At 70.1% G+C, this 16269-nt stretch carries 12 protein-coding genes; 6 read left to right on the forward strand and 6 right to left on the reverse strand.

Annotated elements, in window-relative coordinates; all coding sequences use genetic code 11:
* The first annotated feature begins 111 nt into the window (after window positions 1-111).
* The 3 genes from HNR40_RS38520 to HNR40_RS38530 are packed head-to-tail and all read left to right on the forward strand — an operon-like array spanning window position 112 to window position 3604.
* Window positions 112-1776 (forward strand): acetyl-CoA carboxylase carboxyltransferase subunit alpha, encoded by a 1665-nt coding sequence (locus HNR40_RS38520; RefSeq protein WP_184970439.1) that lies wholly within the window; start codon window positions 112-114, stop codon window positions 1774-1776.
* Window positions 1777-1790: 14 nt separating this feature from the next.
* Entirely contained in the window at window positions 1791-2225 is a 435-nt protein-coding gene (gene accB / locus HNR40_RS38525; RefSeq protein ID WP_246509956.1) for an acetyl-CoA carboxylase biotin carboxyl carrier protein, read from the forward strand.
* Between the two features lie 23 nt (window positions 2226-2248).
* A complete protein-coding gene (locus HNR40_RS38530; protein WP_184970443.1) occupies window positions 2249-3604 on the forward strand; it encodes an acetyl-CoA carboxylase biotin carboxylase subunit in 1356 nt (451 codons plus the stop codon).
* Window positions 3605-3618: 14 nt separating this feature from the next.
* Here HNR40_RS38530 and HNR40_RS38535 read toward each other — a convergent pair whose 3' ends face one another.
* Entirely contained in the window at window positions 3619-4446 is an 828-nt protein-coding gene (locus HNR40_RS38535; RefSeq protein ID WP_281395737.1) for an AfsR/SARP family transcriptional regulator, read from the reverse strand.
* Between the two features lie 156 nt (window positions 4447-4602).
* Window positions 4603-6096, reverse strand: a complete 1494-nt coding sequence (locus HNR40_RS38540; RefSeq protein WP_184970446.1) for a peptide MFS transporter — start codon at window positions 6094-6096, stop codon at window positions 4603-4605.
* A 217-nt stretch (window positions 6097-6313) separates the two neighbouring features.
* Between HNR40_RS38540 and HNR40_RS38545 the strand changes: the two genes are divergently transcribed.
* Window positions 6314-6682, forward strand: a complete 369-nt coding sequence (locus HNR40_RS38545) for a TcmI family type II polyketide cyclase (protein ID WP_184970449.1) — start codon at window positions 6314-6316, stop codon at window positions 6680-6682.
* Complete coding sequence (locus tag HNR40_RS38550) at window positions 6679-7707, forward strand: class I SAM-dependent methyltransferase (protein ID WP_246509958.1); 1029 nt, start codon at window positions 6679-6681, stop codon at window positions 7705-7707. Before HNR40_RS38545 ends, HNR40_RS38550 begins: the two co-directional genes overlap by 4 nt.
* Here HNR40_RS38550 and HNR40_RS38555 read toward each other — a convergent pair.
* The 3 genes from HNR40_RS38555 to HNR40_RS38565 form a co-directional block, all read right to left on the reverse strand.
* Entirely contained in the window at window positions 7704-9002 is a 1299-nt protein-coding gene (locus HNR40_RS38555; RefSeq protein WP_184970451.1) for a glycosyltransferase, read from the reverse strand. The two genes, HNR40_RS38550 and HNR40_RS38555, sit on opposite strands and share 4 nt — an antisense overlap.
* Window positions 9003-9475: 473 nt before the next feature.
* The gene (locus HNR40_RS38560) at window positions 9476-12457 is read right to left on the reverse strand and encodes an AfsR/SARP family transcriptional regulator (RefSeq protein ID WP_184970453.1); all 2982 of its coding nucleotides are present in this window, start codon (window positions 12455-12457) and stop codon (window positions 9476-9478) included.
* Between the two features lie 307 nt (window positions 12458-12764).
* Window positions 12765-14213 (reverse strand): MFS transporter, encoded by a 1449-nt coding sequence (locus tag HNR40_RS38565; RefSeq protein WP_184970455.1) that lies wholly within the window; start codon window positions 14211-14213, stop codon window positions 12765-12767.
* Between the two features lie 315 nt (window positions 14214-14528).
* Between HNR40_RS38565 and HNR40_RS38570 the strand changes: the two genes are divergently transcribed.
* Entirely contained in the window at window positions 14529-15002 is a 474-nt protein-coding gene (locus HNR40_RS38570; RefSeq protein WP_184970457.1) for a cytochrome P450 family protein, read from the forward strand.
* Between the two features lie 389 nt (window positions 15003-15391).
* Here HNR40_RS38570 and HNR40_RS38575 read toward each other — a convergent pair whose 3' ends face one another.
* Entirely contained in the window at window positions 15392-16210 is an 819-nt protein-coding gene (locus tag HNR40_RS38575) for a helix-turn-helix transcriptional regulator (RefSeq protein ID WP_184970460.1), read from the reverse strand.
* Window positions 16211-16269: the final 59 nt, after the last annotated feature.

Here is a 16269-nt window from a genome sequence, read left to right on the forward strand (position 1 = left end):
CCTGCGGCAGATCATGCACGCGGTGGGGCAGCACGTATGGACCGGTTTGCAAGCAATCGGGCGGACGAACTTCGCCGACGGGTGGTCGAGCGAGGAAAAGGAGGAGCGACGATGACCATCACTTTTCCCCCCACGGTCGAAGTCGCCGAATGGATCCGCTGCACGCGGTGCGGGGAGATCGTGTACGGAAAGCGGTTCACCCGCGATCTCGGCGTGTGCCCGGGGTGCGCGTTGCACACCCGGCTCACCGCCCGGCAGCGGATCGAGCAGCTCTTCGACGACGGATCGGTGCGGGCGATCGACGCGCCGCCGACCCCCGAGGATCCGCTCGGGTTCGTCGACAGCCGGCCCTATCCCGACCGGCTGCGCGAGGCGCGCGCGAAGACCGGGATGGACGAGGCCGTGCTGTGCGTGCGCGGCACGATCGAGGGCCACGCCGCCGTCGCCGCCGCCATGGACTTCCGGTTCATGGGCGGCAGCCTCGGCGTCGGCGTGGGAGCGCGCATCGTCGCCGCGGCCGAGGTCGCGCTGGTGGAGCAGGTGCCCTTCCTGCTGGTGACGGCCTCGGGCGGAGCGCGTATGCAGGAGGGCGCGCTGTCGCTCATGCAGATGGCCAAGACCAGCCAGGCCCTGGCCGAGCTCGACGAGGCCGGGATCCTGACCATCGCGGTGATCACCGATCCGACGTATGGCGGGGTGGCGGCGTCCTTCGCGACGCTTCCCGACGTCATCCTCTCCGAGCCGGGCGCCCACATCGGGTTCGCCGGCCCACGGGTGATCGAGCAGACGATCGGCCAGGAGCTGCCCGACGGATTCCAGACAGCGGAGTTCCTGCGGGCGAAAGGGCTCATCGACGACGTACGGCCCCGCGCCGCGCTGCGATTCACTCTCGCCCGCCTCTGCTCCCTGCGGCGGACGGCCGAGCGCCCGCCCACCGCCGAGCCGTCCCAGCTCCTCTTCCAGCCGGAGCGGCTGCCGGTCAGGGACGGCTGGACGGCCGTTCAGCTCGCCCGGCACGCCGACCGGCCCACCACGCTCGACTACGCCGGCTACATGCTGGAGGAGTTCGTGGAGCTGCACGGTGATCGGCTGAGCGGTGACTGCCCCGCGATCGTCGGCGGTCTCGGCCGGCTCGGCGGAAGGCCGATCGTCTTCATCGGCCACCAGAAGGGCCACACCACCAGGGAGCGTGTCGAGCGCAACTTCGGCATGCCCACGCCCGCCGGATACCGCAAGGCGGCCCGGCTGATGCGGCTGGCCGCCAAGCTGGGATATCCGATTCTCACGCTGGTCGACACGCCCGGCGCGTACCCCGGAATCGAGGCGGAGGAGGACGGCCAGGCGTGGGCGATCGCCGAGAACCTGCGCCTGATGTCGACGCTGCCCGTGCCGGTCGTCACCGTCGTCACCGGCGAGGGCGGCAGCGGAGGGGCGCTCGCGCTCGGCGTCGCCAACCGCGTCCTGGCCCTGTCCAATGCCGTCTACTCGGTGATCAGCCCCGAGGGGTGCGCGTCCATCCTGTGGAAGAGCCCGACGGCGGCGCCGCTGGCCGCGGAAGCGCTCCGCCTGGACGCCCGCGAACTGCTGCGGCACCGGATCGTCGACGGCGTGATCCCCGAGCCGGGAGAGGGCGCCCACTCGGACCCGGCGACGACCGCGCGGCTGCTGGCGGCGGCGGTGTCCGAGGCGTTCGAGGATCTGGCCATCCACGAGCCGCGCAAGCTGATCGCGGAGCGCCGTCAGCGGTTCCGCCAGTTCGACGCGGGGTCACGATGAGCGCGGAGGACCCCATGGAACGGCCGCTGATCTCCGAGCTGTGCCGTCACGCCGCCGAGCTCATCGCCGTCGGCGGTGGCATGCGCAGAGTGCGGCTGCGATCCGGCGACATGGTCGTCGAACTGGAACGGCCGGAGGCCGCCGGGGTCGCGGCGCCCGCCCCGGCCCCGGTGCCCGACGCCCCCGCCGAGCGCGACGACCTGCGCCACGTCTGCGCACCGATGGTGGGCACCTTCTACCGGGCTCCCGAGCCCGGGGCGGCGCCGTTCGTCCGCATCGGCGACTCGGTCGAGAAGGGGCAGCAGATCGGAGTCCTTGAGGCCATGAAGCTCATGAACCCCATCGAAGCCGACACCTCCGGCCGGCTCATCGACATCCTCGTGTCCGACGGCACGCCGGTGGAGTACGGGCAGAAGCTGTTCGCCGTCGCCCCGCTCGCCACACAGTGAACGATCGCGCGCCTGGAGGCTCCATGTTCTCGTCGGTCCTCATCGCCAACCGGGGCGAGATAGCGTTGCGCATCGCCCGGAGCTGCCGCGAGCTGGGCGTTCGCGTCATCATGATCCACTCGACGGCCGACCGCGACTCGCCCGCGCTGCGGCTGGCCGACGAGCGGGTGCAGATCGGCCCGGCGACGGCCAGGCGCAGCTACCTCTACCCGCCCGCGATCCTGGAGGCGGCGCTGAGCACGGGGGCGCAGGCCGTCCACCCCGGCTACGGTTTCCTGTCCGAGGACGCCGACTTCGCCGAGATGTGCGAGTCGAAGGGGCTGGCCTTCATCGGCCCGTCACCGTCGGTGATCGCCTCCCTGGGGGACAAGACGCAGGCGCGCAACCTCGCCGCGGCCGCGGGGCTGCCCGTCCTTCCGGGCAGCCCGCGCCCGCTCCAAAGCGGCCAGGAGGCCAAGGAGGTCGCCGGCACGATCGGATACCCCGTCATCATCAAGGCCGTGGCCGGTGGCGGCGGCCGCGGCATGGCCGTGGTCCGTGAGCCGCGAGACTTCCCGCGGGCGTTCGCCGAGACGAGGGCGAACGCCCAGGCGGTGTTCGGCGACGCACGGGTCTTCGTCGAGAAGTACGTCGAGCACGCTCGCCACATCGAGGTTCAGGTTCTGGGCGACCTCCACGGCGGCATCCTGAGCCTGGGCGAGCGCGACTGCACCGTCCAGCGGCGCAGGCAGAAGCTGATCGAGGAGTCCCCGGCGCCCGGGTTGCCGGCCGAGCTGGTCGGGCGCATCCGCGAGGCGGCCGTGGCCCTGGCGCGGCGCGTGGGTTACGTGAGCGCCGGGACGTTCGAGTTCCTCGTCGACGACGCGGGCGGGTTCTTCTTCATCGAGGCCAACTGCCGGGTCCAGGTCGAGCATCCCGTGACCGAGATGGTCACCGGGGTCGACGTGGTCAGGGAGCAGTTGCTGATCGCCGCCGGCCGCCCGCTCTCCCTCCGCCAGGAAGACGCGGTGCTGCGCGGCGTGGCGATCGAGTGCCGGGTGAACACCGAGGACCCGCGGCGCGGGTTCCTCCCGACGCCGGGCGTCGTCGAGCACTTCGTGCCGCCCGGAGGACCGTTCACCCGGGTCGACACCCACGGCGCCGACGGTGTCACGATCGGCGCCGAGTACGACTCCCTCCTGGCCAAGGTCATCGTGTGGGCGCCCGACCGCGACCAGGCGATCGCCCGGATGGAACGTGCGCTGAGTGAGTTCCAGGTCACGGGACGCGGGATCTGCACGACGATCGGCTTTCTACAGGACGTGCTGGCGGATCCGCGGTTTCGTGACGCGCGGCACACCACGTCGCTCGCCGACCTCATGGTGGCCATGAGGTCGTGAGCTCCGGGCGCTGCTCACAGGACGCAGTCGGCCTTCTGGGGCAACGCCGGCCCGCGGCGCCCGTTCGGCGCGGCGCGGCCGAGAACGGGACCGTGGCCGGTGGCCAGCACCATCCGCTGCAGCTCCTGCATCTCGGAGCCAGGCTCAAGGCCCAGTTCCTCGCGCAGGATGTAGCGAAGCCGGTGATAGACCTCCAGCGCCTCATGCCGCCGGCTGGCCAATGAGAGCGCCTCCATCAGCCGCAGGTGGAACCACTCGTCGAGCGGGTGGACCGCGGTGAGCTGCTTGAGCTCGGCGATCACCTCGTGGTGGCGGCCCATCCGCAGCCAAGCTTCGATCTTGAGCTTGGTGGCGTGTACACGCAGCTCTTCCAGCCGGGTCGTGTAGATCGCCAGCCGGGACCCGGTGACCACGTCCGCGAGCGCCGATCCGTGCCAGAGGCCGAGGGCCTGGCACAGCGCCGCCGACGCGGGCTCAAGCTTGTTCGCCCTGAGATCCCGCTGCGCGGCGTTGACGAGCCGTTCGAAGCGGACGGCGTCCAGCATGTCGTCCTCGACGGCCAGCAGGTACGCGCCGTGTTTGGTGACGAGACGCGGCCCGTCGGCCTCCCGGTCGCCCCGCAACAGCAGTTTGCGCAGTTGGTAGACGTAAGTCTGGAGAGTGGTCGGCGCGCTCACCGGCGGGTGCCCCTCCCAGAGTTCCTGGACCAGCGCTTCGGTCGGCATGACCTCGTTCGCCGAGGACAGCAGCAGTGCGAGCACGGTCCGCTGCTTCGGCGCACTTGGTGTCAACCGACGTGTACCAGCCTGTACCTCCAGGGTTCCGAGCACTTGAAAGCGCATGTCGCATCGTTTCCTCACGTAGCGGCGTCGGCTCGTTCGGGGTTCTCGGTGGGAGTGCGGTCCCTTCACCCTTTGTAGTCGATGCTCCTAAACTGCCGCTTTCGTCTTTCTTTCGCGCACTATCTGGCGTGAGATCCTGGAAACACGAACAGGTACTCAGGAGACCGCCGAGGGCACGGCGGCCGGGGCCGAGGGCGCCATCGCGTCCGCGAGCCGCCGCCTGGCCGCGGCGAATCCCACGGCCGTCACGAGCGCGAGTACGGCGAGGCCGAGGAAGTACCCGGGCTGCGGATCCCCAGCGGAGACCACCCGGCCGAGCAGGCTGCCGAGACCGCCCCCGACACCCGCGAACATCCAGTACAGCGCCATGGTCCGGCCGGCGAACGCGGAAGGCGCCAGATCCACCGTCGCGCTCATGACCGTCGGCCCGAGGATCACCTCCCCGATCGCCAGCGTGAGCAGGACGAACAGCAGCCACGCGGGCGAGACCGCCTGCCCGCCCGCCGCCAGCACGGCCGCCACGCTGATCGCGATGAAGCCGGCCGCCGCCAGCCCGTGCCCGAGAGCGATCTTGTCTATCACGCCGATCCGTCCGCCGCCGCGGGTCCAGAACCACGCCGCGACGGGCGCGGTCACGAGGATGAACAAGGGGATGGCCGCCTGGAACCAGCTCGCCGGGATCAGGAAACCGCCCACTTCGCGCGCGGTATGCCGCTGAGCGAACAGGCTGAGCGTCGAGCCGGCCTGGATGACGAACATCCAGAAGAGCGCCACCGCGAGCAGCATCCATCGGAACGCCGACAGCCGGCGGTTCTCGGCCCGGCTGAGCCGCGCCCGCCGACGCAGGATCGCGAGGTAGGCGAACGGCGCGACCAGGGCGACGAGCCCCACGAGCGCGATCCCGTGGGTGATCGCGAAGCCGCCCGACAGGACGGCGACCGAAAGCAGCACGCCGAGGACGCCGGCCGCCCATGCCACCCGGGACGCCACGGTGCGCAGCTCGGCCCGGCTCGCCCGGTGCGCCGGCGCACGGCCCACCTCGCCGAACCTCCGCGAGCCGACGGCGTACTGGATCACCCCGAGCGTCATGCCGAGCCCGGCGGCCCCGAACCCGAGGTGCCAGTCCATGCGCTCGCCCAGGAAACCGGTGACCAGCGGCGCCAGCAGCGCGCTGATCTGGATGCCGACGTAGAAGACGACGAGCGCGGCCTCGCGCCGGTTGCTCTCGTGGGGGCCGTAGAACCGCCCCAGCAGCGCCAGCATGTTCGGCTTCAGCAGCCCGGTGCCCACGGCGATCGTCACGAGCCCGAGGTATGCGGTGGGCCGGGTCGGCAGCATCAGCAGGTAGTGGCCCAGCGCTATGACGATCCCGCCGTACAGCGTCGCGCGGTGCTCGCCCAGGACCCGGTCGCCGAGCCAGCCGCCGGGCAGGGACAGCACGAAGATCAGGCCCACGTACGCGCCGTACAGGGCGACCGCGGTCGAGTGCGGCAGACCCAGCCCGCCCTCCCCGGTGGGGGCGACCGCGAACAAGATCAAGATTGCCTGCATCCCGAAGAAGCTGAACCTCTCCCACATGTCGGTCAGGAACAGCGTGACGAGCCAGCGCGGCCTTCCGCGCGGCTTCGGGGTGCTGGAAGGGGGGTGCATGACGCCTCCAAGGCTTCCGGACACCTGCCATGCTCCTGGCCGCGGCTAGAGCACGGATCGAAGGCCGGTCGAGGCCCGGCCCTCGAGGTGGTTTCGAGCCGCGTGCTAGCCCGCCGATGCAGACTGACGGCCAGATCGTCGTCTGGTTTCCCGTCCCTGCTTCCCCCGACGCGGGCGGGGGCCAAGGGCCGTCAGCGAAACGCCGAGGAGAAACCGAATGGAACGCATCCTGGTCGTCGCGCGCATGCGGCCCTCCGCCGAAGCGGAGGTCGCCCAGCTGTTCGCCGAATCGGACCAAACCGAGCTGCCCCGGCTCGGCGGCGCCGTGAGCCGCAGCCTCTTCTCCTTCCACGACCTGTACTTCCAGCTCATGGAGGTACGCGAGAACGCCCAGCACACGATGAGCCAGATCCGCCGGCACCCGGAGTTCCAGCGGCTGAGCGAGCGGCTCACGGAGTTCATCGAGCCGTACGACCCGCAGACCTGGCGTTCCCCGCGGGATGCGATGGCCCGGGAGTTCTACCGATGGGAGGCCGAGCCGGGAGGCTCTCCCGTCCACCTCGTTGACGACAGGGAGGGACGATGAGCACCAGCAAGAAATCCGTCACCCGCGAGTCGCTGCTCGGAATGATGCAGGCGTACAAGACGACCAGCCTGCTCAGGACGGGTGTCTCGATGGGCGTGTTCGACTGCCTGGACGAGGGGCCGGCCGACGCCGAGACCGTGGCCGGCCGCCTCGGCAGCGACGTGCGCGGCATGCGCATCCTGCTGAACGCCCTCGCCGCCGTCGGCCTGGCCGAGGAGAACGACGGCCGCTTCGCCCTGCTCGCCGGAGCCGAGCAGTTCCTGGTGAGCAAGAGCCCGGCGTACTTCGGCGACATGGTCCGGGTCATGGCCAGCGACTGGGAGTGGGACGCGCTCAAGAAGCTGGACCAGGCGGTACGCCACGGCGGGACCGTCATGGAGGTCCACGCGGAGACCCCCGGCTACGAGTACTGGGAGGACTTCGCGTCCCACGCGGTCGCGGTGGCCCGCCCCACGGCCCAGGTCGTGGCCGACGCGCTGGAGCCCTGGGCGGCCGGGCGGGACAGCCTCGACGTGCTGGACGTCGCCTGCGGCCACGGCATGTACGGGCTGACCCTGGCTCAGCGCAACCCACAGGCGCGGATGTGGGCGCTCGACTGGCCCAACGTGCTCCCGCTGGCCGAGCAGCACGCCGAGCGCATGGGGGTACGCGACCGCGTCCACCGGTTGCCGGGCGACATGTTCGAGGTGCCGCTCGGCGGGCCGTACGACGTGGTCCTGGTCACGAACGTGCTGCACCACTTCTCCGAGGAACGCGCGGGTGAACTGCTGCGCAGGCTCGCCCCGGCGGTCAAGCCCGATGGCAAGATCGTGCTGGTCGGCTTCACCCTGGACGCGCCGCCCGCCGAGGACCCGGCCCCGCACCTGTTCTCGATCCTGATGCTGACCTGGACATTCGAGGGCGAGGTGCACACCGTCCAGTCCTACACAAGGATGCTGTCCGCGGCCGGGTTCACCAACAGCCATCGGCACGAGGTCCCCGGCCTGGCCTTCCGCGTTCTGGTGGCGGACAAGGCCGCCGGTTAGGCCAGCCGCTGGATCCGCCGGCCGTACGTCTGGGTGAGGCCGGTGTAGATCTCCTCCAGCCTGGCGAGCGAGCGTAGATGGTCGTGCGTGACCGCGACGGCGCGGCCGATCCCGCCCATGGTCGCCGCGAGTTCGGAGTCGGTCAGCACGCGGGTGAGGAGGCGGGCGAACGCCGGCACCTCGCCGGTGCGGTACAGATATCCGGTCCTGCCCTGCTGGACGAGGTGTGTGAGCGCGTTCGCCTCGGCCGCGACGACCGGCAGGCCGCTGGCCATCGCCTCGAGGGTGGCGACGCTCTCGAGGCCGGAGACGTTCGGCATGGCGAACACGTCGGCCGAAGCGTAGGCGAGGTGCAGGTCGTCCTCCGCGACGTGCCCGAGGAAGTAGGTGCGGCGGCCCACGCCGAGCGTCTTCGCCAGCCGCGCCAGCTGCGGCCGCGCAGGCCCGACGCCCACCAGGACGGCCTGCGCGTCCGCCTGTTGGCACACGTACTGGAGGGCGCGGAGCAGGTCGTCGAGCCGCTTCTCCGCATCCAGCGGGCCGACGAACAAGGCGGTCTCCCGGTCGGGCAGGCCGAGTTTCGTGCGCGCCCACGTCTTCGGCTCCTCCCGCGGCCGGAACCGGCTCAGGTCGACGCCGCAGGGCACCGCCTCGACCGGCCGGGTGAGGCCTTTGTCGGCGAGCAGTTCCGCGGCGCTCCGGGTGGGGACCGCGACGTGGTCCGCGCGTCCGAGCACCCGGGCGAGATCGCGCCAGGCCAGCGCCCCCACGAGATCGTCCACCGCGTTACCCGCCACGAACCCCAGCCCGGCCGGCGACGGCGTGCGGTGCGGCGGGTGGATCGGCGGCGTGACGTGGGTGGTGGCCACCACGGGCATGCACAACTGGCGGGCCGCGTTGATCAGCGTGCGCCCGACCAGGAAGTGGCTGTGCACGTGGACCACGTCGGGGGCGATCCGCCGCAGCAACCTCGTGACCGTGCCCATGAGCAGGAGCGGCACGGTGACGCGTTTCGTCTTCCGCGCCCGCGTGCGTACCGACCGCAGCCGGTGCGCCGTCACGCCGCCCATCTTCTCCACCCGGGGCGGCCCGTGCTCGGACTGGCACACAATGTGGACCTCGTACCCCCGGGCGGCCAGGGCGTGAGCCAGCCGGTAGGCGGAGCCGGCGGTGCCGTTCACGTCGGGCGGGTAGGTGTCGGTGCCGATGAGTAGCCGCAGCGCTCGTGGCTCGCCCTCGGCTCCGTCGATCGAATGTCCCGAAGGACGGAATCGTCCCCGCGTGACGGAGATCATGGGGCCACTCCTTCTACGTCGGAATCATGCTTCGCAGCTGTCTTTCGTACGGGAGGGGTGGGCGTCGGTCACCGACCGCACACCACCATGCTCTTCAGCCACGGGGACGGATGCCATCAGGAACAACCCTGACGTTCGTCCGGCCGTCCCTGAGATGACCCTGACAATGTGGCGATCGGCTAGTTGGTGGCCGCAGTCAACGGCACGATGAGGCAAAACGATGCCTTCAGAGGAGATGGCCCCACGGAGACCTCGCCGCTGGTAGGGCTCTTCGTCCCGGGCGAGGCGGTGGTCCTGCCGGCGGGGACCACCGCCGGGTGCCTGGCGGGGGAGACGCTCGGGTACGTGCTGGGGCGCCGGTTCGGCCCGTCGATCCGGCACAGCTGGGTGGGGCGGCGCATCGGTGCCCGGAAATGGGACAGGGCGGAGAACTTTCTACGCCGTCGGGGCGGTCCGCGTCGTGCGCGCCCGGCTCAGGCGGCGCCGCTGCGACCATCCCGTCTGAGCGAACGCGCCGGTAATTCCCCGGCCCACCGGCCGCCCCGCTTGCGCTCTGGGTGCTCGCCGAGCGCGATGTTGGCCTCGGCGAGGACGCGCGAGGCACGCTCCCGCACACGGTACGCGCCCAGTTCGTTGAGCCGGCTCAGGCTCGGAACCAGGAGGGCGACGGCGTCCCGCGCCCGCCCGGCCTGTAGATGGATCTCTCCTTCGAGGCAGGCGACCTCCGCTTCGCCGCTGGTGTCCCCGAGCCGGGCGAAGGTGCGGCGGCTCTCCTCGGCCAGCCGCATCGCCTCGGCGAACTGTCCCTGCTCCAGCGCGACGGCGCCGAGCAGCGCGAGCGGACGCGCCTTGCCGTAGCGGTCGCCGATGCCGGTGAGCTCCCTGGCCTCGTGGGCCCTGAGGGGCGCCGACCGCAGATCACCGACGCGCAGCGACGACCAGCCGAGCCGATTGAGCGTCACCGCCTCCAGACGGGTCTCGCCCAGCTCGCGCGACTGCCGCAGCACTCTCTCCAGCGTGGCGCGCGCCTCGACCTTGCGCCGCAGGCCCAGCAGCGCGTCGGCGGTGGTGCCGAGCGCGAGGACCTCGGCGTGCGGGTCAGAGCGCCTTCTGGCCAGATGGTACGCGCGCTTCGCCAGCGTCAGCCCGTCACTCGCCTTCAACTGCGTCACGTTCACGAAGGCCAGGACCGCGATGCTGTAAGGCAGCTCCGTGGCGGCCTCGAGCCGTTCGAAGCTGCTCACACACTTGACGATCAGCCTGTGTGACTCGCTCACCCGGCCCTGCCTGAGCAGCAACAGGGCGCGGCAGTGCTCGGCCCGCCACCCGGTCCGCTCGTCGCCGTTGGCCCACGCGGTGTCGCGGACCACGATGCACAACCGGATGAGCGTCGCCAGGTCGTCGCTGTGGCTGGCGAGCTGGGCGATGATCTCGGTGATGCGGGCGGCGCGCTCGTGCCAGCCGTACTGGCAGCAGCGGATGACCATCGCCCGGAGATGGTCGCGCTCGGCGGCGAGCCACCGCCAGGGACGCTCGTCGATGCGGGAGATGTCGTGCGCGGGGACCGGCGCCCCGAAACCGCTCTCCGGCGGGAGCTGGCCGACGGCCCGGGGCAGGTGCCCCGACGCCCGCTCCGCGAACGCCAGGATGGCGTCCGTGTAGCGGCGCAGTGCGGCGTCCGTGATCACCGGGTCGTCGTGCTCGGCGAGCCCGGCCGCGTAGAGGGAGGACAGGGGGTGCAGGCGGTAGGTCGGGTCGAGCATCGTGTTGAGGCCGACCGGTTCGAGCAGGTTGTGATCGATCAGCCGGTCGGCCAGCCGCTCGTCGTCGGGATCGGCCAGCGCGGCCAAGGTCAGGGGCGTGACCACGGTGTCGGACAGCAGCCCAAGTCGCCGGAAGGCGGCACGAGCCGGCGAATCCAGCGCGACGTAGCTGCGCTCCAGGCTGCGCCGCAGGTCGAGATCGCAGATCCTCAGCTCGTCGAGACGGCGGTGCCCGTCCTGCAGCCGGGCGGCGAAGGAGGCCAGGCGTGCCAGCGGCTGGGCAGCGAGCCTCGCTCCCGCGATCCGCAGCGCCAGCGGCAGGTATCCACAGGCGGCGGCGATCTCCTCGGCCGCCTGGGCCTCCTGCTGGACCCGCCTGCGCCCGGCCAGGACGGTCAGCAGGTCGAGCGACTCGCCTTTCGACAGGCAGACCAGGCGTTCCGACACGGTCCCGGCCAGCGCGGACAGCAGGCGGCGGCTGGTGACGACCACGGCACAGGCCGGCGTGCCAGGAAGAAGCGGGCGTACCTGCTCGACGTCCTGTACATCGTCGAAGACGAGCAGGACCCGGCGGTCGGCCAGCCGGGACCGGAAGAGCGCCGATCGCTGCTCCTGGCCCACCGGGATCACCGAGAGGCTCAGCCCCGTCGCCTCCAGCAGTTCGCCCAGCACCTCGGCGGGCGTGCGCGGATGCTCGCCCGTCCCGTTCAGCCGGACGTACATCTGGCCGTCAGGGAACCGGTCCTGGACATGATGGGCGATCTGGACAGCCGTGGTGGTCTTGCCCACGCCGGCGGGCCCCGTCAGCGTGACGATGGCCATCGAGCCGGTCCGGCCGGGGTCCAGGACGGTGTCGACGCGATTCAGAAGTTCGGTCCGTCCAACGAAATCGGAGATGCCGACAGGCAACTGGCGCGGCGTCGTCCATGAGGAGACGGCCGTGTTCAGATCCCTGCCTCCTCTTCTGTAACCGTTTACGGATACGAGGTCAGGGTCGCCGGTCAGCACGGCATGTTGAAGGCGCTCCAATTCGTCGCCGACATCGAGCCCGTATTCGTGCCGCAGCACGGCGGAAACGGACGCGAACGCCTTCAACGCCTCCACTTGCTGACCACAGCGGAACAACGCGATCATCAATTGGCTGCACAATCGTTCGCGTAAGGGATATTTGCGGACGAGTCTTCGTAGTTCGGGGACGACGCCGTCATGGTTTCCCAGCATGAGCTCCACGTCGAAACGCCGATGCAGGCACCGAAACCACTCCTCGGTCAGCTGCGGCACCTCGTCGCGCAGGATGGAGTCGGAGCGGATGCCGGCCAGCGCGGTCCCGCGCCACAGCGCCAGCGCCTCGCGCAGGAGGTTGAGCTCGCCCGGCAGGTCGCCCGCGTTCTCCACCCTCGCGGCTCGATCGACAAGAGCGCGGAAACGCAGCAGGTCGAGATGGTCCTGGTCGGACTCGATGAGATAACCGCCGGGGCTTGTGTGGATCACCTCCACGTCGCCGAGCGTGCGGCGCAACCGGGCCAGATGTGTCTGCAACGAGGCGCGCGCGTAGCGCGGCAACCGGTCCTCCCAGAGCCGCTCCATGAGGTCGTCCGCGAGCACCACACGGTTCGCCGACAACAGCAGTGTGGCGAGGATCGCTCTTTGTTTCTCGGCGTTGACCGCGATCGCCCGACTTCCGCGCCGCACGTCCAACGGCCCCAAGATTGCGAACCTTATCCCCTTTTCCATTGATATTGCCCCCCGTGCAGGAATGTAATGAATGGCACGTGATGTGCACTCGACCATTACGCGCGGGGTGGTTCCCGCCGGCTCCCGCTTGGTGCGCGCGTCGCCGGACCGCGGAGCCTCGCCGCCCCCACTTGGACAGTCTTACAAACTTAAACCGCCTTGACAAGAATCCCTTACGATTATGCCGAGATTCCTTCAACAACGCAAAGCGGTTTTCTCTCCCCTATTTGTGCATGCGCCTGCGCCTATTAAGGGCGGAAAGAATTCAGGGAGTGCCCGTGGGCAATTGCTGGTCACCCACCGGCGTTCCACGCGTCCTGGTGCGCCGGGGCAGGAGCGGGACCAGCAGGATCGCGGCGAGGAACACCCCGGCGTTGTACAACAGGGTCTGCCAGGTGGCGCCCGCCCACGCCACCGGATCGCGCGGTCCAGCACCGACCAGGCCGAAGAAGATCGCGCCGACGACCGCCACGCCCACGGCGGTGCCAAGCTGGATAGTGGCATTGGCCACGCCGGACCCGGCCCCCGCGTCACGGGCGGGAACTCCGGCCAGGACCAGGTCCACCAGGATGGGGACGACCAGGCCGGAGCCCATGCCGGCGGCGAGGAGGCAGGCGAAGACCTGCCAGGAGTTCAGGGCGCCGCCGTGAAGCCGGAGCAGCGCGATCAGTGCTCCCATTCCCGCGGCCATGACGGCCAGGCCGAGGGCGATGAGCCGGCGGCCGGCGACGGCGCCGTACCTGATCGCGAGGGTGGCGGTGAGGCCGAGGCCGATCGTCCAGCCCAGGCCGGTCAGGGCCATGCGCAGGGGAGTCCAGCCGTGCGCGATCTGGAAGTTCCAAACCAGCACGATCATGTACGACATGATGCCGGAGAAGACGAGCGCCATCAGGATGGAGCCGGCAACGAACGACCTGTTGCGAAACAGCGCCGGTGGCACCAGCGGAGAAAGACCCTCCTGGCGGAACTGGCGGAGGCCGAAGACGACGAACACCGGCAGCGAGGCGGTCATCGAGACCACTGCCCACTGCGGCCAGCCCAGCTCGTGCCCCTGCACCAGCGGGAACATCAGCATGACCGAGGCGAGCCCGAGCAGCAGCACGCTCGGGATGTCGAGGCGCAGCGGCCGGTCGGACTTCGACTCCGGCACCATGCGCGCCGCGCCCGCGAACGTGAGCACACCGATCGGGACGTTCACCCAGAAGATCCAGCGCCAGCCGGGCCCGGCGGTGAGCAGGGCGCCGACGACGGGCCCGGCGACCGAGGCGATCGGGACGACCACACCGAGCAGGCCCATCGCCCTGAGGCGTTCGGGCGGCTGGAACATCACCTGGATCACGGACAGCACCTGCGGCACCATCAGCGCCGCGAACACCCCCTGCGCCACCCTCGCTCCGGCCATCATCTCGCCGCTCTGGGCCAGACCCGCCAGCGCCGACGCGGCGGTGAACCCCGCGACGCCGACGAGGAAGACCTTCTTACGGCCCGCGATGTCCCCAAGACGCCCCCCGGTGACCAGGAGCAACGCGAACGCGAGCGCGAACCCGGCCAGGATCCACTGCTGCAGCGAGAAGCCCGCCCTCAGATCACGCTGGATGTACGGCAGGGCGACGTTGACGATCGTCACATCGAGCTGGTTCATGAACATGGCCGTGAGCACAATCAGCAGCGCGAGCCACCTGTGGGGGAATGCCGGGCGACTTTCGGTGGCCATGTGACCCTCTCCTGCTACGGAGCACCGGTTCATCGACGCGGGACTTCGGACATATCTGCCAATAGTGGCGTGGGTAACTAGAGCCCGGCTCAAACCCCGCTGGAGCCTTCGCCGCCACTGGGCTCGAAGAGTGAGAAACTGGTGTACTAAGGGGGAAATAGTCGGGCATGGTGATTTTCTAATCTGGTTTCCGCTGATTTAGGAGGCTCTCCGAAGCTCCTCCGCGTATCGCCGTCGTGTATCGGTTCAGTCCGCCAGTGCCGCAAGGAGCGTGCCCTGCCGGCTCAGCGAGCGGAACTGTACTTTCCCTTCTCCGTGCCCTCGGAGGGACTCACCGAGCGCCGGGTGGAACGCCCGCGCCCGGTCATCCACGAGATCGCCGACGATCTGCTGACCCGCTTACTCGCGGCCGGTTCCCCCGCCGAGCTGGTCACCGGATTCGAGCTTCTCGGCGTGCCGCGTGAGGACTTGCTCAGTTCGCCCGCCGCGGCGCGGGAAGATCTCCTCAGCCTCGGCACCCATCTCATCACGGCCGGCCACGAGAGCACCGCCGCATCGCTCACCAGCGCGATTCTCGTCCTCCTCTGCCATCCGGGCGGAATCACGTTCCTCAACTCGTGTCCCGCAGCCGTGGAGGAACTGCTCCGCTTCGACCCCCTCGCCCGGAGCCGCAGCCACATGCGCGTGGCTACCGAGGACACGGAGATCGCGGGAGTTCCCCTCGGAAAGGCGAGGCGGTCCTCGCGGCGAACCACGACCCGGCGGAATTCGCCTATCCCCATCACGTGATCCTCACCCGCGAGCCCAATCCCCACCTGGCCTTCGGCCACGGCGCGCGGCAGTGCCCCCGGCGCACCGCTCGCCCGGGCGGAACTCCAGATCGCTCTCGGGTTTCTGGTACGAAGGCTGCCGCGCCTCGAACTCGGCGTCCCGTGGAAGCAACTCACCTGGGAGACACGACCGGAGGCCGTCGTCCACGTCGCCTGCCGGTCACGTGGTGACCCCGTAGTTCTTGAACGCGCGTGCGGGTCGCCGACGACGATGCGCAACATCCGGGCATGGTTGGTCAGGACCGTCCAGGTGGGCTGGCGTTCGGTGTCGTTCATCCCCCGTGCCGTCCCTTCTGCAGGACGGCCGGAGCGAGCTCCAGGCCTTGCAACGTCCGGCGTGGTGGAAATCTAAGTGAGCAGTTCGTTCTCGTGTGTTCTCACATTCGGCGGCGACGACTTGGCCTGTCGTCGTCTCCCGGGGTGGATGCGCGAGTAATCGGCACTCCAGCGTTCGGTACTCTCCTCGTCCGAGGGGAAGAACGCCTCGACGCGGAGTTCCTGCGCCGTGACGTCGACCGGCGTGCCGATGGTGGAGACGACCGAGAAGAACCGTACGACTGCGCCGCCGAGCCGGAAGTGCACGTCGACGATCGGGATCGGCGCCGGTGTGGTCCGCGGCGCCGCGATGAGCGCCTCGACCTCCGGGCGCGACCGGAGCTCCTGCACCAGCTCGGCGGTGACCAGGTCGAGCACCCCGCCCACCGCCTCGCGCCGTGCGCGTTCGAGCAGGGCGGGCACGACCTCGTCCCAGTTGGCGACGGCGTCGCGGATCGGACCGGGTTCGATGATCAGCCGCAGCACGTTGGCGTCCTCAGGGATCGGTGCGGGCGCGAAGAGCGTCCCGAACAGGCGCGCCGCACCTTGGTTGGCGCGCACCAGGTTCCAGCCGCGATCCAGCACGACGGCGGGCAGCGGGTCGTGCCGGTCGAGTATCTGGTCGATGGCGGCCACGACCCGCCGCAGCGCAGGGTCGTCGAGCCCGCTGTGCGCGAACAGCGGAGCGAACCCGGCCGCCAGGAGCATCCCGTTGCGGTCGCGCAGCGGGACGTCCAGCGCGCCCGACAGCCTGAGCACCATCTCCCGGCTCGGGTTCGAGCGGCCGGTCTCCAGGAAGCTCATGTGCCGCGGGGTCGTCATCGCGGCCGAGGCGAGATCGAGCTGGCTCATCGCACGCACCCGGCGCCAATAGCGCACCAGGGTACCGAAGGACGACTCCATAGGGCCGA

It is taken from the genome of Nonomuraea endophytica (assembly GCF_014203235.1).
Taxonomy (GTDB): domain Bacteria; phylum Actinomycetota; class Actinomycetes; order Streptosporangiales; family Streptosporangiaceae; genus Nonomuraea; species Nonomuraea endophytica.

Bases quoted from the DNA above. Each gene is read 5' to 3' on its own strand.
- HNR40_RS38520 (WP_184970439.1), top strand. From the start codon at position 112: ATGACCATCACTTTTCCCCCCACGGTCGAAGTCGCCGAATGGATCCGC.
- accB (WP_246509956.1), top strand. From the start codon at position 1,791: ATGGAACGGCCGCTGATCTCCGAGCTGTGCCGTCACGCCGCCGAGCTC.
- HNR40_RS38530 (WP_184970443.1), top strand. From the start codon at position 2,249: ATGTTCTCGTCGGTCCTCATCGCCAACCGGGGCGAGATAGCGTTGCGC.
- HNR40_RS38535 (WP_281395737.1), bottom strand. From the start codon at position 4,446: ATGCGCTTTCAAGTGCTCGGAACCCTGGAGGTACAGGCTGGTACACGT.
- HNR40_RS38540 (WP_184970446.1), bottom strand. From the start codon at position 6,096: ATGCACCCCCCTTCCAGCACCCCGAAGCCGCGCGGAAGGCCGCGCTGG.
- HNR40_RS38545 (WP_184970449.1), top strand. From the start codon at position 6,314: ATGGAACGCATCCTGGTCGTCGCGCGCATGCGGCCCTCCGCCGAAGCG.
- HNR40_RS38550 (WP_246509958.1), top strand. From the start codon at position 6,679: ATGAGCACCAGCAAGAAATCCGTCACCCGCGAGTCGCTGCTCGGAATG.
- HNR40_RS38555 (WP_184970451.1), bottom strand. From the start codon at position 9,002: ATGATCTCCGTCACGCGGGGACGATTCCGTCCTTCGGGACATTCGATC.
- HNR40_RS38565 (WP_184970455.1), bottom strand. From the start codon at position 14,213: ATGGCCACCGAAAGTCGCCCGGCATTCCCCCACAGGTGGCTCGCGCTG.
- HNR40_RS38575 (WP_184970460.1), bottom strand. From the start codon at position 16,210: ATGAGCCAGCTCGATCTCGCCTCGGCCGCGATGACGACCCCGCGGCAC.